The sequence below is a fragment of the Rhodococcus sp. PBTS 1 genome (genome assembly GCF_001620025.1).
GTDB lineage: Bacteria > Actinomycetota > Actinomycetes > Mycobacteriales > Mycobacteriaceae > Rhodococcoides > Rhodococcoides kroppenstedtii.
Map to the genome: position 1 here is coordinate 2411057 of NZ_CP015219.1, position 19749 is coordinate 2430805.

Here is a 19749-nt window from a genome sequence, read left to right on the forward strand (position 1 = left end):
GCTGTTGGGTCGACCCGGGACGCCAGTAGGGCGGCGCAGCAAGCCGCTGCCACGGCGATGACAAACGAGGGCCCGATGTTCAACTGGAGATTGTCACGGTCATTGATCGGTATTAACCAACGTCGCCGCCCTTAGATCGGACACGTGATCGAATGTCGATATCACTGCGTTCTCGAAATTGCGAGGTCGCCAATTACGAAATCAATCGGGGAGGTCGTCACCGGAGACGGAGGAGGCGAGCTCGCGTAGTCGGTCTCGCGATTGGACCAGTTCATCGATCCTGGCGTCCAGACTAGCGAGCTGCTCGTCGATCTGCGACTTGACGTGATCTGGAATGTAGCGACCTGGGTTCTCGTGGGAGGAGGTCAGTTCGTTCATGTGCGGTAGCAACTGTCCGATCTGGTTGCTGTTCAATCCTGCGGCGTAGAGGCGCTGGATCCAGGCGACGCGCAACGGGGCGCAGTCGAGGAACTCGCGGTGATTGCCCGAGGTGCGGCTCGCGACAATCAATCCTTGCTCCTCGTAGTAGCGGAGGCTTCTTGCGCTCACGCCCGATGCCTTCACCAGATCGCCCATACGCACCGGCGGTCACCTTTCCGACTTGATTCTCACATCCATGTCAGATTCTAGGATGTATTCGAGTCACGACGAGTTCGGACTCGACGCCGGTGCGCTTGTCGAATCTGTCCGCGGACAGTGACGATGCGGCGCTGACCCACCCACCCGCGCAAACCGTTGACTCTGTAGGAGGCTGTCATGGGCCGTCACGGGCATTCCCGCGAGCGCGCCGTTGAGTTGGCATCTCAGCTCGAGCTGCGGGAGAAGGTCGGACTGGTGTCCGTCGCCATGACCATCGGTGATGACGCGCCGCGGGACGCGCTAGGGTCTGCCGCGTACTGCCCCGGTGTTCCACGCCTCGGTATCCCCGCGTGGGACGAGAGCGACGCGAGCCTCGGCGTGACCAACCCCAACCAGGTCAGGGGGGAGGAACCTGCCACGGCTTTTCCATCGCTCAGCGCCTTGGGTGCCACATTCGACCGTGACCTTGCGGAGGAGATGGGGCGTGCGCTGGGTGAGGAATCGCGTCAGAAGGGGTTCTCGGTTCAGTTGGCCGGCGGTGTGAATCTCGTGCGTGAGCCACGGGGTGGACGGATCTTCGAATACATCGGCGAGGACCCACTTCTCTCCGGCGTGCTTGCTGGTGCGCAGACCGCAGGCATCCAGGCCGAAGGCGTCGTGTCGACCCTCAAGCACTTCGCGCTGAACCCGCAAGAGACCGGTCGCGTGATGGTCAGTTCGACGATAACCGAGCAAGCTCTGAGGGAATCGGACCTCCTCGCGTTCGAGATAGCCCTCGAAATCGGCGGCGCCATGGCGGTCATGCCGGGATACAACATGGTGAACGGCAAGTACGCCAGTGAGAACCACTTTCTTCTGACCGAGGTGCTGAAGGGCGATTGGCGCTTTCCTGGCTTCGTCATGTCCGACTGGGGTGCCACGCACTCGACGGTCCACGCGGCCATGGCCGGACTGGATCGCCAAAGCGGGAGAGACTTGGACACCGAGCACTTCTTCGGTGATGCATTGATGCAGTCCGTGCAGCGCGGCGACGTGCCCGTGAGCCGCCTCGATGACATGGTGCTGCGCATCCTGACCGCACTCGACTCGGTCGGAGCGCTCTCCGAGCGTCGAAGGCCCGGCCCGGTCTCCTTCGCGAATCATGCGACGGTCTCGCGACGGGTGGCCGAGGCCTCGATCGTCCTGCTCGCCAACGACAGTTGCGCCCTGCCACTCGATCCGCTGGGCGGGCGCATCGCCATCGTCGGCCACTCAGCGCACATCGGCGTACTCGCCGGGGGCGGCAGCACAACCGTGACCCCGCCGGGCTCGGATCTCGCGCAGGGGCTGTCCATACCGCAGATGGATCTCCCCCGAGTTCACCACGCCCCGGCCCCACTGACAACGATCACCGCGGCATTCCCGGATAGGGAGGTGGTGCACGTGAGCCCCGAGGAATTGCATCTGCTCGGTGACGACGACGTCGCCGTCGTCATCGTCGAGAAGTGGTCCAGCGAAGGTGCGGACTGGCCTGACCTGTCACTGGGCGACGGGCAAGACGATGTGATCACGACCACGGCCGCACATGCCGGCACCACCGTCGTCGTTCTCGAGACAGCGGGACCGGTGCTGATGCCGTGGATCGACTCGGTCGATGCGGTATTGGCAGCGTGGTACGGCGGCGATCACGGCGCGGACGCGATGGCCAGGGTCCTCTCGGGTGACGTGTGCCCGGGCGGACGGGTCACGGTCACCTGGCCGCATGCCGAGTGCGACCTGCCCCGGCCTCGGATGACCGACCCGTCGACGACCACCTCGTTCCCGGGTGCACCGCGCAAGGGCGGTTATTTCGGCGTCGACTACGACATCGAAGGGGCCGACGTGGGGTACCGCTGGTACGAACGAGAGCGGCTGAGCCCGCAATTCTGGTTCGGGCACGGGCTTTCCTACACGACGTTCGACTACAGGGACATCTCGGTAGAGATCGGAGCCGGCGGTCTTCCCGTTGTTTCCCTCACGATCGAGAACACCGGGGATCGTGCCGGAGTCGAGACTCCGCAGGTGTACATCGCCCCGCCTGCCGGGCAAGGCCAGGACACCTTCAGGCTGGCTGCGTTCCACCGCGTTCGCCTTCACGCCGGCGAAGCGAGCGCCGTGCAACTGGTCCTCACCGAAGAGCGCGTTTACTCGTCGTACGACCCGGACGGGTCGCGATGGACGCGCGCGGCGGGTGACTACCTGGTTCGCATCGGGCGTCGCGCGGGACACACCGAGTTCGAGGCATGCCTTCGATTGACGTCACGAACTTGGGGATACGCCGATGCCAATTGAGGTCGGCCCACCCTTCGTCGGGGAAGAGTCTCACGAGACTGCCCGACCTTTCGCTCAGACGATGACCACCGCCGGCCCGGCCCCGAGCCGAACGGGAGCGGCCGCGGCCACAGGGTGTCGTCGGCGGGCAATCCGAGCACCCCGGCCGCGAAACCACGGAACCGACGTGGGTTCGCAGTTAGGCCTCCTTCTGGCCGCGTAAATAACGCACCTGGACGACCACTTGTTTCTCAAGCACACAACGAAAGGCAAAGCCATGGCTGCAACGAAACCCGAGGATTGCGATGTTTTACTCTTCCGCTATCTGGGCGAGAACGACCTGGAATCTGCTCTGTCACTTTTCGAAAATGATGCGGTATTCATTCACCCGGACGGTGTTGCCCACGGGCGCGACGCGATACGCGATCAGATCAGTGGGATGCTAACCGCGGACAGCTTGGACTGGCTGGAAGGGCCCGAAGCGTTCGTCGATGCATCAGGAACGCTGGCGTTCGTCCGGGGGAAGTGGTCGACGACGTTCACGAACTCCGACGGGTCTCAGACGATCTCGACAGGTAGGAACATCGAGGTCGTGCGGAAGCAGGCCGACGGAACATGGAAGTTCGTCATCGACCACGGGAACGCGGCCGACTGATCGCACGCAGCTGCGGCCTTGGCGTAGTCGAGCGGGCGCAACGATTGCCCGCTCGACTACGCCGCATCAATCGACCCGATTCGTCTAAACCCGCCGGGCAGCGCGATCGCGTACTCGGCGGGACGCAGACTTGTTGGCGCTCGGTCGACCCCAACCCGCAGCTGGGCAACATCAACGCAGCCCAGTCCGCGCTTGCTACGTGCCCGTCGATACTCGTCGCTCGGTTGCCCGACACCAGCGAGGAGTAGAAATGAACCTCGTTCTGTGGATCGTGGCCGGCGTGCTGGCGGCGACGTTCGGTCTGGCAGGCATCACCAGATCCCTCCGACCACGGGACACAAGCGACCCGAGTGCGCAAGCCACCCCGAATCCGAGACCCGCTCGGCGACCGGCGCCGGAAATCAATGCCCTCTCCATGCATCAACAACTTTCTGGACGTGCCCGTGGTTCGACGACCTACACCGTAGCCGGGGATGCAGTTAGGTTGATGGTCTGAGTGCGAGAGCAGAGGTAGCACTTCGGAAGTGTTCTGACTCCTCCGTAGGCACAGAACGCCCTAGCCGATTGACTGATCGGGGCTCGTCTAGTTCCCTACCACGGCTTACCGTACCTGATGGTTTCCGGGGTTAGAACCAATCTTCTAGTTTTCCTGTGGGCGGAGTTTTGCGACACCGAAGCTCTCAAAACATAAGACATACACGAGGGTCCAGAGCACCCACCAATCTATCCACCCGAGTGCGTTGCCGCTCAGGCGAGCGGTGATCGGCGGTTCATGTAATACGGATGACGCGGCGAAGAAGTAGTACAGAACAAAGGTCGCGATTCCGAGAACGAACGTCGTGACAATACGGGACACCACGTTGCGGGTCGCCGAGGCCGACGCCGGCATATTCCCGAAGCAAATAGCCCACAGGATCATCCAGAGTACCCAGCAGACTCCGATTTGCGCTGAGAAGATCGGCATGGTGGCGCCGAGTTCGGCCACGTCGTTCGGGCCGAGAACGAGGCGCGCCAAGGCTTGCAGTCCCAAGGCCGAGGAGCTCGGCCTGACCTGGCTCGCCGAGATCGGCGCCCACGGCACAACGGCGGCGCCATCGCCATCGGACACCCCCCATCGCTCACCTCGCACCACCTGGTACGGCCCCAGGCGTTCCGGCGGCCCCACCAGGGTTTTGATGCGCACGAACGTACTGTGCACTCCCCCACCGACAAATGCACTTCTTGCTTCGGACAGGGCGCTTCGTACCGTCCATCCAAATTGCTCGACCTCACGGCCTGCTTTCTGCCGGGCTGCGCGCGTACGCCCGACGTCGAACAACAGGTACGCGAAAGCCGTGGTGGAACTCGACAGAGCACAGTTCACCGCGACGAAGAGGACTTGTACCCGTGGCCAAGCAATACGTCGTCGAATTGACCGATGACATCGACGGAACCGCCATCGCCGATGGAACGGGAGAATCGATCAGCTTCTCGGTCAACGGGGTCGACTACAGCATCGACCTCAAGGACAAGAACGCCACCGAGTTCCATCGCAAACTCGACTACTACATTCAGCACGCCGAGCGTGTGGGTGGTCGTAAGCGCAAGGCCACCACACCGAAGCCGTCCGCGGCGGCCGAGTCGGCGCCGTCGACGAAGCGCGATCCCGAGCAGACCCGCGCCATCCGTGAGTGGGCGAACGCGAACGGTTACACCGTCAACTCCCGCGGCCGCATTCCCGCCGAGGTCGTCGAGGCCTACGACGCCGCGAACTGACCCCCGCCGTAACCCCCTTCGTCGCGCCGCGTCGCGACGCGGTGCTCGTGTGGTGGTCGTCGTGGCACCGACCCAGCGGTAGCCACGCCACGGTCAGCGGGCACTCAACGCTCCGGTGACGGTGGTCATCTCCGCGGCCGCGCGCCGCAGGTGCAGCACGGTGGTCTGATCGGGTCCGGCTTCCCACGGCACCGGTGGCCCGGACCGGGACCGCAGGTACCGCACGACGGACTCCACCGTGTCGGCGACCGCAGCCGCGAGCACCCGATACCCGGCGGCCGGGTCCTCGCAGGTGCAGTCGGCCAGTTGGAGCACGTCGCAGAGGTCGTCGAACGCGGCCCGCGCCTCCCACGCCGCGGTGCCGGCGTCGCGCCCGACCGCGGCGTACCAGCTCTCCGCGGCCCGGCACACGTGACCACGAGCGGTCTCGAGCGCGCCGGCAAGCTCCGGGTCGGCGTCGACGGTGCGGTGCACCAGCCGCAGCGCGAACGCCACCGTCTGCACGTCCGCGGGGGCGAGGTGATCGCCCCACGGCACCGACAGCAACGCCGCGGTGGCTGCGGCCACGGCCGCGGTGTCGCACCGGCCCGGTTCGGTGTGCTTGGTCTGCATCGGTCGCCCTCTTCCACGTCGGCCGTCGGAACCATTGTCGTCGATCACAAGGTGCTGCTCAGGATGCGATAGTTCGCCACTCTCCATGCGTCGTCGACCCGGTGCAGGGTGACGTCGGCGGTGTAGGTGGTGAACGGGGTGCTCTCCCGTGAGCGGTGCAGCACCGTCTGGCTGATGGTCACCGGCACCGTCGCCGAGTCCCCGTCGACGACCGTTTCCCCGGACGCCTCGACGGCGGCGGTGACGGTGTCGTCGAGGCGCGCCCACCCCGCCCACTCGCTGATCGGCCGCGGCGCCGGCGTCGGGGGTGTCGCGGCGGCGGTAGCCATCGGCCCGGTCAGGAACGCACTCTGCGCGTGGAGGGCGTCCCAGGTGGAGCCCTGCACCGACGGCTGCCAGGTGTAGATGCCGGCCATGACCACGGTGGCCACCGAGGTCGGATCGCCCAAGACGGGGTCGATCGCAAAGCCGGCGTCGGTACCGCCCCGCTCGCCCTCGCTGCGGGTGGTGCCGGTCAGAACGACCAGCGCGGTGCCGACCGCGATGAGAGCGGCGACGGCGACGGCCGCGAGGACCGCGCCGGCGACACCGGGTGCGCGGGAGGTGGTGCGGGAAGCAGGCATCGGTGTGTCCGTTCTGCTGTGGTCAGCGGGCGAGGTCGTAGGCGGCGGCGGTGCCGGTGATGGTGGTGACGTAGTTCTGTGTTTCTGCATACGGCGGGATGCCGCCGAACTGTTGGACGGCGCCGGGGCCGGCGTTGTAGCCGGCGAGCATCAACGCCACCGGATCACCGCTGATGGCACCGGATTCGATACCCGGCCGCAGCGCGCTCGCGACGGCGCAGTTGTAGCGGCCCTGCGCCATGACGGCGTCGACGACGTCGTTCGGGTCCCCGGCCCCGGCGGGTCCGGTGACCTGCCCGTTCTCGTCGACCGGGTAGCCGTAGGAGGCCCAGGTGCCGGGGAGGAACTGCGCGTACCCCTGCGCCCCGGACGGGCTGGTCAGCCCCGCGGTGAACCCCGACTCCTGTTCCAGTTGCGCGGCGAGGATCGCCGGGGACAGATCGCGGCACTGCGCCGCCGAGAGCGGCAACCACTTGGCGAACTCCGGCGGGATCTGCCCGGCGGCGAGGTCACCCGTGTCGCCCAACCCGCCGCCGGGAGCGGTGGTGCAGGTGCCGTTCGCCTTCGGCGCCGATCCGGTCCCGCCGGGGGCGGGTCCGTAGGTCTGGCCGGGTGCGGGCGGTCCGTGGCCGACGACGGTGACGTGGACGTGGTCGAAGTGGTTCTGCGTCGGTGATCCCCGGTCCTCCATGATGTTCGGCTCACCGGTGGTGGGGATGTATTGCTGACGCCAGATCATGTACTCGATCTGCAACACGTCGCGGTTGGCCCACAGGTAATCCTCGACCTGGTCGCCGAGGGCCTTTCCGTCCTCGGTGGACCAGTCGTCGATCATCACGTCGACCGCGCGGCCGGAAGGGTGGTCGTCGAATCCGCCGCCGTCGGCGCGCCACCCACCGATACGGGTGATCTGCGGAAACTTTGTATGGACGGCGCGGGCGACGCGGACGGTGTCGACCTGGAAGTGCTCCTCCGACCCGACGGAGGCGGGCAGCGCGGCCATCTCCGACGATCCGGAGGCGGAGACCGAGGTGTCCGGGGTGGACGGTTCCGACGGCGGCGACGGTGCCGACCCGGGCGCGCCGGTGCCGGGGTCGGCCGCGGCGGCGTAGTACGGGGCGGGGTCGATCGCGTTGCCGGGTGCCCAGCCGCCGGGGTGGTACTCGAAGTGCAGGTGCGCCCCGGTGGACTGGCCGTCGTTGCCCTCGTTGGCGATGTGCTGCCCGGCGGTGACCCGGTCCCCGACCTTCACCAGCACACCGCCCGAGAACATGTGGCCGTAGACGGTGGAGACGAGTTGGCCGTCGATGTTGTGGTCGAGGACGATCCAGTTGCCGAATCCGGACGCCGGTCCTGCCTTGGAGACGACGCCGTCGGCGTTGGCGTTGGCGTAGATGGGGGTGCCGATCGGGCCGGCGATGTCCATCCCGTTGTGCTGGGTTCCCCACCGCGCCCCGAACGGGCTGGTCACCTGCCCGTCGGAGGTTTTCATCGGCTTGGCGAACGACCCCGCCGGTACTCCACCGGCCGTCGAGCTGCTGCCGCCGCGCGGGATGCACGGATCCTCGGGTTCCGCGTCGATGGTGGTGACGAACAGGATCACGAAGAGCGCCGCCGCGAGGGCGGCGACCAACGCGACCGTTCCGCCCTTCTTCACCGCACGCCGCCGAACGGTGCACCGTCGAACGCACCGGTGCCGGCCTCGGCGGCGATGGAGCGGGGCGAGGCGGCGGCGAGCCGGTCGGACAAGTCACGGTTGACCCGCAGCAGGCGTTCGATCTCCGCTTCGGCGGCGCGGAGCTCGGCGACCACCTCGTCGGCCGCCGGTGCGCGGGAGGGCCCGAATTCGAGCTTGATCCACCGGTTCACGGTGTTGACGTGCGCGCCGATCTGACCGGCGATCGCGGTGACGCATTGGTCCCGTGAGGGGTAGTTCGGGCGGGAGGAGCGATACGTCTCGAGCGCCCACTCCTTGACCTCGGCGGCGTATTCGGCCCTCACCGGAGCACCTGCCCGGTCGAAGCGTCACCTGCAGCGGTGTCGAAGTAGTCGGCGAAGCGGGCGTTGGTGTCGTGGACACCGGAGTCGATCTCGAGGTCGGTGAACACCGTCTGGATAGGGATGCCGGGGGTGTTGTCCTTGGCCACTTTGATCAGGAACTTCCCCCGCCCGATCAGCGAGCGGGCGGTCCGCCGCTCGGCCGAGCGCAGTGCCGCGCCGCGGGACCAGGAGGTCACCATGTCCTGCTCGGCCGAGGTGAACTTCAGCTCGCCGGAGAGGCGTTCGACCTCACCGATGGGCAGGCCGCCGCAGACGACCATGCCGGCGCGGTCGATGAACCCCTTGGCGGTCTTGATGTCCGCTTCGGTGGGCAGGGTTTCGAGGTCGCGGCCGGTGTGGGTGATCATCAGCAGCCCGGTGGCGTCGGTGGGGTTCAGGCGGGAGATCTCGTTGACGCGGGCGACCATGCCGGGTCCGGCGCCGATGACCTGCCACAGCTCGTCGAGGGCGAGCAGGAACAACCGTTGCCGGTCCATGCCGACGTCGGCGAGCAGGTGCGCCGCCTCCACGGTCCCGTAGGCATCGGCCCAGCAGGAGAGCATCACCGCGGCCTTGAGGGCGGTATCGCCCCGGTCGAGGGAGGAGACGTCGATGCAGATCATGGGGGCGTCGAGGTCGAGGGGCTGGGAGGTGTGGTCGGCGAAGATCGTCCCCAACGGACCCGAGATCAGCGCACCGAGCGTCTGCATCAGCTCGGTGATGTGCGCCCGGTATCCGCCGCGGGTGGTTTGGTACGTCGCGCGCAGCATCGCCTCCGAGCCGGTGTCGATGCGCTGGTAGAGATCCCTGATCAGCGGCGGGTTCGCGTAGTCGAATCCACCGTCGGCGCCGTAGAGCTCGTCGAGGGCGATCCCGATGATGGAGTTCTCGAACGCCCGCACCGAATGGGTGTCGTAGCTAATCAGCTCGATCAACGCGCACACGGCGTTGACCTGCCGCGTCCGCACCGTCAGCTCCGCGGTGCCGAGCAGCTCCCCGAGATGCTCGACCCGCGCGGTGTCCCCGGCCGCGGCGGCGTCGGTGCGCGCGCTACGGAGTCGCACGACGGCGTGGCCGAGGGTGCCGGCGGCGAGGGGGTTGAGATGCCCGCCGCCGTGCCCGAGGGTGACGACCTGCCCGCCGAGCATCGTGGTCAGGGCCACGTACTCGGCTTTGATGTCCTCGGCGACGATCGGTGTTTGCCCCCACGCGGTGGCCCCGAGCAGCACTTTCCGGATCAGTGACGACTTCCCCAGCCCGGGGAGGGAGAGGACGAACATCGACGGGTTGGCGATGTGGTTGTCGCGGAAGTAGGCGAACGGATCGCACGCCACCGCTTCTCCGGTGACGGCGTGCTGGCCGACGATGGTGCCCGCGTTCGGGGCGGCCGCGCCGATGGCCCACGGGTTTAGCCCGCACAGCTGCACCGACGACGCCTCGTACTCGATCGGGGCGGGCACCGACGTCATCCGCCCGCCGCCGGCGCCCCGCGCCCCGTCCGCCGTGGTCGCCAGCGCCGACCGCCACGACGGGTCCGCGCGGTGCTTCCCCTGCGGCGCAGCGGTGGTGGAGCCGGAACCGGCATCGTCGCGGTGGGTGTTGCGCCAGCGGGCCAGTCCGATCCCGACACGGCTGAGCTTCGCCGGTTCGGGCGTCTCGCCGGCCTCGATGCGGGCGGCGAGGTCGGCGTAGTCGAGATCCGGGATGAACCCGCGCCGCAGCCGCAGCCGGGCGCGGGCGGCGAGCGATTCGGTACCCGAAAACCCCTGGTCGGACGCCTCGATCGGGACCGAGAGTCACGGAGAGCCACCGTCGGATAACCTCGACGCCGTGACGGATCCCCAGCCTTCCGGTGACGCCGCGACCCCTGCGCGCCGCACCCGCCCGGCCGTCGGACCCGACTATCTCCTGGCCGGTCGCTACCGCCTGGACAGCAAGATCGGCGGCGGCGGCATGGGCGCCGTCTGGCTGGCGAGCGACACCCTTCTCCGGCGCAAGGTGGCGGTGAAACAGGCCACCTCCACCGTCGATCTCGAGCCGGAGGCGGCGCGCGAAATTCGCGACCGCGCACTCCGCGAGGGCCGGATGGCCGCGCAGCTGAACAATCCCCATGCGATCGCCATGCACGACGTCGCGATCGACAGCGGCGAGCCGTGGCTGATCATGGAGTACCTGCCCGCCCGCAGTCTCGCTATGGCGCTCAACATCACCGAGACGTTGCCGCCGACCGAGGTGATCCAGATCGGCGCCCAGATCGCCGACGCCCTCACCGCCGCGCACGCCGCCGGCATCCTGCACCGCGACATCAAGCCCGGCAACATCCTGGTTGCCGACCGCGGCAGCGCCCTCGGCATGGTCAAGATCAGCGACTTCGGCATCTCCCGCGCCAAGACCGACACGCACGAGGAGAACAGCGCCGTCATCACCGGCACCCCGGCGTACTTCGCCCCCGAGGTCGCGCGCGGCGCGGATCCCACCGAGGCCAGCGACGTCTTCTCCCTCGGCGCCACCCTCTACACCGCCACCGAGGGGCAACCGCCGTTCGGCATCGACGCCGATTCCATCGCCCTGCTGCACCGGGTCGCCGGCGGTCGGATCACGCCGCCGCGGCGCAGCGGGCCCATGACGGCCACCCTGCTGCACATGCTCGAACCGGACCCGTCGCGTCGTCCGTCGATGGCCGAGGTCCGCGACCGCTTCGTCCGCCTGGCCGTCGGCAAGAACGGCAGCCCCTCCGCGGTGCTGAACACGCCGCTGCGCGCGCAGGACGGGCAGGTTCCGTTCTGGGCCTCCCGCGGAGCCCGGGTCCCGACGTCCACCCGCCGCGCCGAACGCATCCACGGCCGCACCATGACCGGTCTGCCGGCCGCTCCCACCGCCGTCCCGCTGGACCGGGTTCCGCGGCCGAGCGCCGACGGGACGACCCCCGACCGGGACGCACCCCGGCCCACGTACGCGCCGCCCCCCTTCGAACCGCCGACCCGCCGGTCGGGGCCGCCGGAGAACATGGTGCTGTGGCTCGGTGTCGGCGCGGGTGTCCTGGTGCTGATCCTGGTGCTCGTGCTGGTGCTCTGACCGACCTACCGGAGCATCAGGTCCACCACCAGCCCCCGATGGTCGGACCCGGCGATGTCGACGACGGCCAGGGACGTCGCGCCGACACCCCGCACCAGCACGTGGTCGATCCCCACCAGGGTTGGGTAGCTCTTGTCGGTGGGATAGGTCGGCACGATGCCCGCCCCGACGGCGTCCCCGACGTCCACGTAGCCGTCGGCCAGCAGCGCCCGGAACCGCGCGTGGGCGTGCGTGGCGTTGAAATCGCCGCCCACGATCACCGGCTCGGGAGAGCCTGCGGCCGTGCGGAGTTCGTCGCGAAGCATCGACATCTCCTGCGCCCAGACGGCCGTCGGCGTCGGATACGGCGGTACGGGATGCACGGCGTACACGCGGACCGGTCCCGTGCCGAGGTCCACGCGCGCGGTCACGCTCGAGAGCAGATAGCCGTCCAGTTCCCGGCCGTCGGTCACCGGAACGCGGCTGTAGATCCCGGCCCCCGCGCCGCCGGGGTAGGGCATGACGACGCGGTACGGCAGGACGTCGCCAATGCCCGCGTCGTCGAGGGCGTCGACGAACTCCGGGGTGAGTTCCTGCGCGGTCAGCACGTCGACGCCGCGGTCCCGCACGGACGCCACCAGGGCCGCCGGATCCGCCTCCCCCAGCATGACGTTGGCCTGCATGAGGGTGACCGGCGTGCCGGACGGGGAATTCCCGTCCGCGACGTACAGGGGCACCACGACCGTCGCGGCGATCGCCAGCACCAGCGCGGAGGCCCCCGCGATCCACCAGCGCCGGGCCGTGAGCGCGAGGAGCATCCCGACGACGGTGCAGCACAACAGGATCGGCGCGAACGACGCCGGTCCCACCACGATCATCCGGGGGACGTCGACCCCGGACGTCGCGACGGCCACCACCCCGGCGAGCAGACCGAGCACGGCGAGGACGGTCGCGACCGGGCGCAGTCGCCTCATTCGATCCGGCGGCGGTGGGCCCACCGGGTCAACGCGTTGCGGTTGGACTGCTGCGTCTTCCGCAGCACGTTGGACGCGTGGGTCTCGACGGTCTTGACCGAGATGAACAGCGTCTCCGCGATCTCCCGGTAGGTGTACCCGCGCGCGAGAAGGCGCAGCACCTCGAGTTCGCGCGGGGTCAACGAGTCCAATTCGGGGTCCAGCGCCGGTTCCGGCGCCGAGGACCGACCGGTGAAGGAGTCGAGAACGAATCCCGCCAGTCGCGGTCCGAACACCGCGTCCCCGCCCGCGACGCGGCGTACTGCGTCGGCCAGGTCCGCCCCCGAGATCGACTTGGTCACGTAGCCGCGTGCCCCCGCGCGGATGACCGCGATGACGTCCTCGGCGGCGTCGGACACCGACAGCGCGAGGCACACCGGGCCGTCGTCGATCGCCTGCAGAACCGCGACGCCGCCCCCGTCGGGCATGTGGACGTCGAGCAGCACGACATCGGGCTTCGTCGCGGTGATGCCGCGCACCGCGTCCGCGACGCCGCCCGCCTCGCCCACCACGGTGATGTCGTCGACCCGGCCGAGTTCGGCGCGAACCCCGGAGCGGAAGACCGCGTGATCGTCGACCAGGAAGACGGAGAAGGTGCGGGTGGCCGGGTCGGTCACGCGGATCGATCCTCTCGCTCGTGGTCGTGGTCACGACGGTCGTCGCGGTGGTGGTCCTCGACGGTGTCCTTCCGGCCGAGACCCCGCGGAACGACGATGCCGATCTCGGTGCCGCGGCCGGGAGTCGAGCGCACCTGCACGGTGCCGCCGCGGCGCTCGATGCGCCCCCGCACGCTCTTGGCGAGTCCCTGCCGGTCCGGCGCCACCGCGGCCGGGTCGAACCCGCACCCGCGATCGCGCACGTAGACCTCGACGGACTCCGGAGTCACCTCCGCATACAGGTCCACCGAGGCGACCTCGGCGTGCTTGGCGGCGTTCACCAACGCCTCGCGGGTCGCCCCCAGCACGGCGGTCGCGGCTTCTCGACCCAACCCGCCCGCCTCGGGTGTGTCGTCGAGGGGAAGATCGCCCACCGTCACCGGGTCGACGGTGATGCCGTAGTGGTCCTCGACCTCACCGGCGATGGTGGTGAGCGCGCGCACCAGGCTCGCGTGATCCTCCCGGCCACCGCCGAACAGCCACTTGCGCAGCTCGCGTTCCTGACTGCGTGCGAGCCGCATCACCTCGGCCGAATCGTGCGACTGCTTCTGGATCAGGGCCAGCGTCTGCAGAACCGAATCGTGCAGATGCGACGCGATGTCCTCACGTTCCTCGGTGCGGATGCGCGCCGCCCGCTCGTCACCGAGGGCGCGCCAGAGCCGCATCCACAACGGCACGGTCAGCAGCACGATGCCCACGACCGTGACGGCCACGGCGACGAACGAGGACTGCAGTGCCGCCATGTCCGCACGGGACAGCACGACGACGCACAGTCCGACCACGACGAGCGTGGCGCCGGCGACGATGCGCGCCCAGCCGAGAACCGTCGTGCGCTGTCCACGCGGCGACGCCGATCTCGTTCCGGCCGAATCGAGTTCACGCCACACCACCGTCGCGCCGACCGCGACGACGACCACCGGAACGACGACGGCCGAGGACAGCCCGATCGGGCCCGATCCCAGGACCAGTGCGCCGACGATGCCGAGGGCGGCCAGTCCCCACGCTCGACGCCGTTCTCGGCCAGTGGGTTTCGCGGTGTCGTCGCCCGCGGAGGTGAACACCCACAGCAGGGCGTAGGCGACGATGCCGGCGCCCGCCATCGCGCAGAGCACCGCGAACGTCGCGCGGACGCGGACCACGTCCACGGAGAGGTGATCGGCGAGTCCGCCTGCTACCCCGGCGATGACCCGCCCACCGGCACGGCGTCGCAGCTCCGGCGGTGCCGTGTCCGGGCGCGCCGACCCGGCGGGTACACGGGTCGACCCGGGAACGGGTTCGACGGCGGGCAGCGTGGACACGCCTTCGATCCTGACACGACGGACGGCGGAACGGTATCGGGGTTCACCCCCATGTCGCGGCGTCCGACGCGCGGTCCCGAATTCAGGGTTCGCCCCGATGTGCCGGGCGTCGGCGATCACCAGGATGAATGCCATGACCACGCCCACCGCTTCCGCGCAGCTGTCCGAGATCTGGCGAACCCGACCGTCCCGGCTTCCCGATGCCGGGCCCGGCATCGGCGTCGCCGCGGGTGTCGCGCACCGCTACCGGGTCGATCCGGTGCTGGTGCGCGTCGCGTTCGTCGTCTCCACCCTGTTCGGCGGTTCCGGCCTCGTGCTGTATCTCGCCGCGTGGCTGACGTTCCCCCGAGCGGGCGAGACCACGTCCGCCGCGGAGTCGCTGCTCGGACGCGGACGCAGCTCCGAGTCGCACACCACCGCCGTCGTCCTCGCGGTGGTGCTCGCGATCGCCCTGGTCAGCACCGGCCCGATCGGCGCCGGGTCGGGCCTCGTCTCGACGATCGCCATGCTGGGCGGCTGGTACCTCCTCCATCGTCGGACGCCGGAACCGCCGGCGGGCGTCGGCCCGCTCGTCGACCCCGGCGCGCACTGGCCCGCGACGCCGCCGGCGCCGGGAATGCCGCTGCCGCAACAGCAGTGGCCGGCGCCGCAGCAGCACTGGACGTCGCCGACGCCGCAGCAGTGGTCCCCGTACACCCGTCTCCCCGAGCGCTACGTTCCCGATCCGCAGCCCGCACGCGCCGCCGGGGATGCCCCGGTCTCCCTGAGCAAGGACACCGCCGACACCGCCGGGCCCACCGGCGCGACTCCGGCCGCACCGCCCTCCTGGGACCCGCTGGGCGTCGCGCCCTTCGCCTGGGATCTTCCCGAGCCCCGTCGTGCTGCCGTCCCGGCCGTCGCCGCACCACGGTCGTCGCACCTGACGTCCACCACGATCGGCATCGCCGTCGTCGCGTCGGCCGTCACGGTCGCCCTCGGCGCCGTGTTCGGAACCTCGTGGGTCTCCGCGACCACCGTCGGCGCCGTGGCCCTCGCCGTGATCGGGGTGGGGCTCGTCGTCGGCGCGTTCCGACGACGCGGCTACGGACTGCTCGTCGTCGCCACCCCGCTCGCCGGCTTCGTCGTCGTGTCCGCGTTGGTCGGCATAGACTCCGGTGCCCCGCGGATGGGCAACGTGACGGCGGCGCCGACGAGCATGGCGGCCCTGGCCGGCTCCTACTCGACGTCGGTCGGCAACGTCGACCTCGATCTGCGCGGCCTGACGTTGACAGAGGACCGCCGGATCCGCGTGGACACGTCGGTGGGCAACGCGAGCGTCACCGTGCCGCCGTCGATGAACGTGGTGGTGAACTGCGATTCGAGTGTCGGCAACATGGACTGCATCGGCAGCCCGGGCCAGCGCGTCGACGGAACCGACGGGGCCGACGCCCCGGTGCTCACCATCGACGCCGACACCGCACTCGGCAACGTGGAGGTCACCCGTGGCTGAGCAGACGCCCCGCGTCGGGGACGACTCTCTCGGCGACCCGACGGACGACCGTCGCCGGGGCCCGTCGATCGTGCTGCTCGTCTCCGGCCTGGCGACGACGGCCCTCGCCGCCGTCGTCCTGGCCGGGGTCGATCCGACCCCGTGGTTTCAGTGAGACGTGACCGGACCCGACCGGGCGGGACTCACTCCCACTCGATGGTGCCCGGCGGCTTGCTGGTCACGTCGAGCACCACGCGGTTGACCTCGCGGACCTCGTTGGTGATGCGGGTGGAGATGCGTTCGAGCACGTCGTAGGGCAGGCGGGTCCAGTCGGCCGTCATCGCGTCCTCGCTGGAGACCGGCCGCAGCACGATCGGGTGGCCGTAGGTCCGGCCGTCACCCTGGACGCCGACGCTGCGCACGTCCGCCAGCAGCACCACGGGGCACTGCCAGATCTGGGCGTCGAGCCCGGCGGTGGTGAGCTCTTCGCGAGCGATCGCGTCGGCGTGACGCAGGGTCTCCAACCGATCCGGGGTGACCGACCCGATGATGCGGATCGCGAGGCCGGGACCGGGGAACGGCTGGCGCGCGACGATCTCCTCCGGCAGCCCCAGCTCGCGGCCGACGGCCCGCACTTCGTCCTTGAACAGCAGCCGCAATGGTTCGACCAGGGAGAACTGCAAATCCTCCGGAAGACCGCCGACGTTGTGGTGGCTCTTGATGTTGGCCGTGCCCGTCCCGCCTCCGGACTCCACGACGTCGGGATAGAGGGTGCCCTGGACGAGGAAGTCGATGCTCTCCCCGTGCGCTGCGCTGTCGCCGAGCTCGGCCGACACGGCACCTTCGAACGACCGGATGAACTCGCGGCCGATGATCTTGCGCTTGGTCTCGGGATCGGACACGCCGTCCAACTCGCGCAGGAACGTCTCGACGGCGTCGACGGTCACCAGGCGTGCGCCCGTCGCGGCGACGAAGTCCTGCTGCACCTGCTCACGCTCACCGGCCCGCAGCAGACCGTGGTCGACGAAGACACAGGTCAACCGGTCCCCGATGGCGCGCTGCACCAGCGCGGCGGCGACGGCCGAGTCCACACCGCCGGACAGGCCGCAGATCGCCCGCCCGTCCCCGACCTGCTCACGGACCTGCTCGACGAGGGCGTCGGCGATGTTCGCGGCGGTCCAGGCGGGGGCGATGCCGGCGATGTCGTGCAGGAAGCGCGAGAGCACCTGCTGGCCGTGCGGGGAGTGCAGGACCTCCGGGTGGTACTGAACCCCCGCGAGTCGGCGGGCGCGGTTCTCGAATGCGGCGACCGGCGCTCCGGCGCTGGTGGCCACGACCTCGAAGCCCTCGGGTGCCTCGGTGACCGCGTCGCCGTGGCTCATCCACACCGGCTGCGTGCCGGGGAGCCCGTCGTGCAGGGTGCCGCCGGAGACGGTGAGATCGGTGCGGCCGTACTCGCGCGTGCCGGTGTGGCTGACGGTGCCGCCGAGCGCACCGGCCATGGCCTGGAAGCCGTAGCAGATGCCGAACACGGGAACGTCGAGGTCGAAGATCGCCGGGTCCAACTGCGGCGCGCCCTCGGCGTACACGCTGGACGGGCCACCCGAAAGGACGATGGCCGCCGGCTTCTTCGCCGCGATCTCCTCGACGGACGCGGTGTGGGGCACCACCTCGGAGAAGACCCGAGCCTCCCGGACGCGACGGGCGATCAACTGCGCGTACTGGGCACCGAAGTCGACCACCAGCACCGGGTTCGCGTTCCCAGTGGCTGCGGCAACCGTCTCGGTCTGGAGTGTCTCGTCCGTCTCGCTCACGCGGTCAGTCTAGAGAGCGCCGCATCGCTCACGCCGCGCCGGTGCTGCTGGGGACCCGGGTCTCCTGCTGCACCGCCGGGGTGCGGGACCCACTCGTGATCGCGACGATGGGCAGTCGCAGCGCCGCGGGCGCGTGCTCGGGCACGACGGGGCTGTGCGGGGCGATCGGCTGCAGCCGTCGGTACTCCTCGCCCTGCGCCGGACGCAGGTCCTCCTCGCCCTTGTTCGGCCACAGCGAGGCCGCCCGCTCGGCCTGCGCCGAGATGGTCAGCGACGGGTTGACACCGAGGTTCGCCGACACCGACGAGCCGTCGACGATGCTCAGCGTGGGGTAGCCGTGCACGCGGTGGTACGGGTCGATGACCCCGTCCTTCGCGTCCTCGGAGATCACGGCCCCGCCCAGGAAGTGGGCGGTGAGCGGGATGTTGAAGATCTCGCCCCACGTGCCCCCGGCGACGCCGTCGATCTTCTCGGCGATGCGGCGGGTGGCCTCGTTGCCCACCGGAATCCAGGTGGGGTTCGGCTCGCCGTGGCCCTGCTTGCTGGTGACGCGGCGGCCGAACGGCCCCCGCTTGGTGTAGGTGGTGATCGAGTTGTCGAGGTTCTGCATGACCAGCGCGATGATGGTGCGCTCGCTCCAGTGCCGGGTGTTCATCATGCGCACGAACCGGCGCGGGTTACGGCCCACCTCGCCGAGGAATTTCGCCCAGCGCGGCGTCCGGCCGCCGCCGTCGGTCATCAGCGTCTGCAGCAGGCCCATGGCGTTCGAGCCCTTGCCGTAGCGGCACGGCTCGATGTGCGTGTCCGACGTCGGGTGGAACGACGACGTGATGGCCACGCCGCGCGTGAGGTCCACCGAGGGATCGTGGGTCAGCTTGCCCGCACCGACGATCGACTCGGAGTTGGTCCGCGTCAGCCGGCCCACCGTGGGGGAGAGCTTCGGTAGCGCGCCGGAGTCCTTGTGCGCGTGCAGCAGCTGCTGCGTGCCCCACGTGCCGGCGGCCAGCACCACGTGCCGCGCGGTGTACTGCGTGCGGTCCTTGCGCACGCGGGCGCCGGTCCGCCGGGTGGAGACCACCCACGACCCGTCGGACTGCGGGGCGAGGTCGGTGACCGTCGTCATCGGAATCACCTCGGCCCCACCGCGCTCGGCCAGCCCGAGGTAGTTCTTGAGCAGCGTGTTCTTCGCATTGTGACGGCAGCCGGTCATGCACTCGCCGCACTCGATGCAGCCGCGCCGGTCCGGGCCCACCCCGCCGAAATAGGGGTCCGGGACGGTCTTGCCGGGCTCGTCGCCGAAGAACACGCCGACCGGGGTCTGGATGAACGTCTCCCCCACGCCCATGTCCTCGGCCACCGACTTCATGACCTCGTCCGCCGGTGTCATGTGCGGGTTCTGCACCACGCCGAGCATCTTCTGCGCCTGCTCGTAGAACGGGGTGAGCTCGTCGTGCCAGTCGGTGATGTGTGCCCACTGCTGGTCCTTGAAGAACGACCGCGGCGGCTGGTAGAGCGTGTTGGCGTAGTTGAGCGATCCACCGCCGACGCCGGCGCCCGCGAGGATCAGGCAGTCCCGCAGCAGGTGGACGCGCTGAATGCCGAAGCACCCGAGGGCCGGCGCCCAGAGGAACTTCTTCAGGTCCCAACTGGTCTCCGCGAATTCGTGATCCTCGAACCGCCGACCCGCCTCGAGCACGCCGACGCGGTAGCCCTTCTCCACGAGCCGCAGCGCGGTCACGCTGCCGCCGAAACCGGATCCGACGATCAGGACGTCGTAATCACGTGTGGGGGTCGACTGGCCACGCATGCGGGCACCTTTCGCCGGGATCGGTGAGGAACACCACTGATCCTAGCGTAGGTGTGAACGCCGGTGACAGAAACCGGCGGGGTTCG

The 19749-nt window shown here is 69.3% G+C and carries 18 protein-coding genes; 6 read left to right on the top strand and 12 right to left on the bottom strand.

Going from position 1 to position 19749, the window contains the following annotated elements; translation table 11 throughout:
* Positions 1 to 201 precede the first annotated feature (201 nt).
* Positions 202 to 576, bottom strand: a complete 375-nt coding sequence (locus A3Q40_RS10850) for a MerR family DNA-binding transcriptional regulator (RefSeq protein ID WP_068102165.1) — start codon at positions 574 to 576, stop codon at positions 202 to 204.
* A 180-nt stretch (positions 577 to 756) separates the two neighbouring features.
* On the opposite strand from A3Q40_RS10850, the gene A3Q40_RS10855 reads away from it, so the two are divergent.
* The gene (locus A3Q40_RS10855; RefSeq protein ID WP_069972932.1) at positions 757 to 2889 is read left to right on the top strand and encodes a beta-glucosidase; all 2133 of its coding nucleotides are present in this window, start codon (positions 757 to 759) and stop codon (positions 2887 to 2889) included.
* Between the two features lie 256 nt (positions 2890 to 3145).
* The gene (locus A3Q40_RS10860; RefSeq protein WP_068102167.1) at positions 3146 to 3523 is read left to right on the top strand and encodes a YybH family protein; all 378 of its coding nucleotides are present in this window, start codon (positions 3146 to 3148) and stop codon (positions 3521 to 3523) included.
* 640 nt (positions 3524 to 4163) lie between these two features.
* Here A3Q40_RS10860 and A3Q40_RS10865 read toward each other — a convergent pair.
* The gene (locus tag A3Q40_RS10865; RefSeq protein ID WP_157889557.1) at positions 4164 to 4706 is read right to left on the bottom strand and encodes a hypothetical protein; all 543 of its coding nucleotides are present in this window, start codon (positions 4704 to 4706) and stop codon (positions 4164 to 4166) included.
* Between the two features lie 203 nt (positions 4707 to 4909).
* Here A3Q40_RS10865 and A3Q40_RS10870 point away from each other — a divergent pair, with 203 nt between their 5' ends.
* Positions 4910 to 5278: a histone-like nucleoid-structuring protein Lsr2 gene (locus tag A3Q40_RS10870; RefSeq protein ID WP_068102171.1), complete on the top strand. Its 369-nt coding sequence runs from the start codon at positions 4910 to 4912 to the stop codon at positions 5276 to 5278.
* Positions 5279 to 5371: 93 nt separating this feature from the next.
* On the opposite strand, the gene A3Q40_RS10875 is transcribed toward A3Q40_RS10870, so the two are convergent.
* The 5 genes from A3Q40_RS10875 to A3Q40_RS10895 are packed head-to-tail and all read right to left on the bottom strand — an operon-like array spanning position 5372 to position 10013.
* Positions 5372 to 5890 carry a hypothetical protein gene (locus A3Q40_RS10875; protein ID WP_068102173.1) on the bottom strand — a complete coding sequence of 173 codons (519 nt, stop codon included), beginning with the start codon at positions 5888 to 5890 and terminating at the stop codon, positions 5372 to 5374.
* 44 nt (positions 5891 to 5934) lie between these two features.
* Complete coding sequence (locus tag A3Q40_RS10880; RefSeq protein WP_068102174.1) at positions 5935 to 6513, bottom strand: hypothetical protein; 579 nt, start codon at positions 6511 to 6513, stop codon at positions 5935 to 5937.
* Between the two features lie 22 nt (positions 6514 to 6535).
* Entirely contained in the window at positions 6536 to 8170 is a 1635-nt protein-coding gene (locus tag A3Q40_RS10885) for a peptidoglycan DD-metalloendopeptidase family protein (protein WP_068102175.1), read from the bottom strand.
* The gene (locus A3Q40_RS10890) at positions 8167 to 8514 is read right to left on the bottom strand and encodes a transposase (protein ID WP_068102177.1); all 348 of its coding nucleotides are present in this window, start codon (positions 8512 to 8514) and stop codon (positions 8167 to 8169) included. The genes A3Q40_RS10885 and A3Q40_RS10890 overlap by 4 nt, the downstream gene beginning before the upstream one ends.
* Entirely contained in the window at positions 8511 to 10013 is a 1503-nt protein-coding gene (locus A3Q40_RS10895; protein ID WP_157889558.1) for an ATP/GTP-binding protein, read from the bottom strand. The genes A3Q40_RS10890 and A3Q40_RS10895 overlap by 4 nt, the downstream gene beginning before the upstream one ends.
* A gap of 370 nt (positions 10014 to 10383) precedes the next feature.
* On the opposite strand from A3Q40_RS10895, the gene A3Q40_RS10905 reads away from it, so the two are divergent.
* Positions 10384 to 11628, top strand: coding sequence for a serine/threonine-protein kinase (locus tag A3Q40_RS10905; protein ID WP_235606271.1), 1245 nt, complete (start codon positions 10384 to 10386; stop codon positions 11626 to 11628).
* Positions 11629 to 11633: 5 nt separating this feature from the next.
* Here the strand turns inward: A3Q40_RS10905 and A3Q40_RS10910 are convergent, their stop codons facing one another.
* The 3 genes from A3Q40_RS10910 to A3Q40_RS10920 are packed head-to-tail and all read right to left on the bottom strand — an operon-like array spanning position 11634 to position 14574.
* The gene (locus A3Q40_RS10910; protein WP_068102183.1) at positions 11634 to 12581 is read right to left on the bottom strand and encodes an endonuclease/exonuclease/phosphatase family protein; all 948 of its coding nucleotides are present in this window, start codon (positions 12579 to 12581) and stop codon (positions 11634 to 11636) included.
* The gene (locus A3Q40_RS10915; protein ID WP_068102185.1) at positions 12578 to 13237 is read right to left on the bottom strand and encodes a response regulator; all 660 of its coding nucleotides are present in this window, start codon (positions 13235 to 13237) and stop codon (positions 12578 to 12580) included. Before A3Q40_RS10915 ends, A3Q40_RS10910 begins: the two co-directional genes overlap by 4 nt.
* On the bottom strand, positions 13234 to 14574 hold the full coding sequence (locus A3Q40_RS10920) for an ATP-binding protein (RefSeq protein ID WP_371831145.1): 1341 nt from the start codon (positions 14572 to 14574) through the stop codon (positions 13234 to 13236). Before A3Q40_RS10920 ends, A3Q40_RS10915 begins: the two co-directional genes overlap by 4 nt.
* A 133-nt stretch (positions 14575 to 14707) precedes the next feature.
* Here A3Q40_RS10920 and A3Q40_RS10925 point away from each other — a divergent pair, with 133 nt between their 5' ends.
* Both A3Q40_RS10925 and A3Q40_RS20240 read left to right on the top strand, forming a co-directional pair.
* Positions 14708 to 16063, top strand: coding sequence for a PspC domain-containing protein (locus tag A3Q40_RS10925; RefSeq protein WP_069972934.1), 1356 nt, complete (start codon positions 14708 to 14710; stop codon positions 16061 to 16063).
* The gene (locus A3Q40_RS20240; protein WP_157889559.1) at positions 16056 to 16217 is read left to right on the top strand and encodes a hypothetical protein; all 162 of its coding nucleotides are present in this window, start codon (positions 16056 to 16058) and stop codon (positions 16215 to 16217) included. The genes A3Q40_RS10925 and A3Q40_RS20240 overlap by 8 nt, the downstream gene beginning before the upstream one ends.
* A 28-nt stretch (positions 16218 to 16245) precedes the next feature.
* Here A3Q40_RS20240 and guaA read toward each other — a convergent pair whose 3' ends face one another.
* Together guaA and A3Q40_RS10935 are read right to left on the bottom strand one after the other, a co-directional pair.
* Positions 16246 to 17790, bottom strand: a complete 1545-nt coding sequence (gene guaA / locus A3Q40_RS10930; RefSeq protein ID WP_068105960.1) for a glutamine-hydrolyzing GMP synthase — start codon at positions 17788 to 17790, stop codon at positions 16246 to 16248.
* 94 nt (positions 17791 to 17884) lie between these two features.
* A complete protein-coding gene (locus tag A3Q40_RS10935; RefSeq protein ID WP_068102190.1) occupies positions 17885 to 19663 on the bottom strand; it encodes an FAD-dependent oxidoreductase in 1779 nt (592 codons plus the stop codon).
* Positions 19664 to 19749: the final 86 nt, after the last annotated feature.

What these genes read in the sequence shown, in the direction of transcription:
- A3Q40_RS10850 (WP_068102165.1), bottom strand. Translation starts at nt 576, where the DNA reads ATGGGCGATCTGGTGAAGGCATCGGGCGTGAGCGCAAGAAGCCTCCGC.
- A3Q40_RS10855 (WP_069972932.1), top strand. Translation starts at nt 757, where the DNA reads ATGGGCCGTCACGGGCATTCCCGCGAGCGCGCCGTTGAGTTGGCATCT.
- A3Q40_RS10860 (WP_068102167.1), top strand. Translation starts at nt 3,146, where the DNA reads ATGGCTGCAACGAAACCCGAGGATTGCGATGTTTTACTCTTCCGCTAT.
- A3Q40_RS10875 (WP_068102173.1), bottom strand. Translation starts at nt 5,890, where the DNA reads ATGCAGACCAAGCACACCGAACCGGGCCGGTGCGACACCGCGGCCGTG.
- A3Q40_RS10880 (WP_068102174.1), bottom strand. Translation starts at nt 6,513, where the DNA reads ATGCCTGCTTCCCGCACCACCTCCCGCGCACCCGGTGTCGCCGGCGCG.
- A3Q40_RS10910 (WP_068102183.1), bottom strand. Translation starts at nt 12,581, where the DNA reads ATGAGGCGACTGCGCCCGGTCGCGACCGTCCTCGCCGTGCTCGGTCTG.
- A3Q40_RS10925 (WP_069972934.1), top strand. Translation starts at nt 14,708, where the DNA reads ATGACCACGCCCACCGCTTCCGCGCAGCTGTCCGAGATCTGGCGAACC.
- A3Q40_RS10935 (WP_068102190.1), bottom strand. Translation starts at nt 19,663, where the DNA reads ATGCGTGGCCAGTCGACCCCCACACGTGATTACGACGTCCTGATCGTC.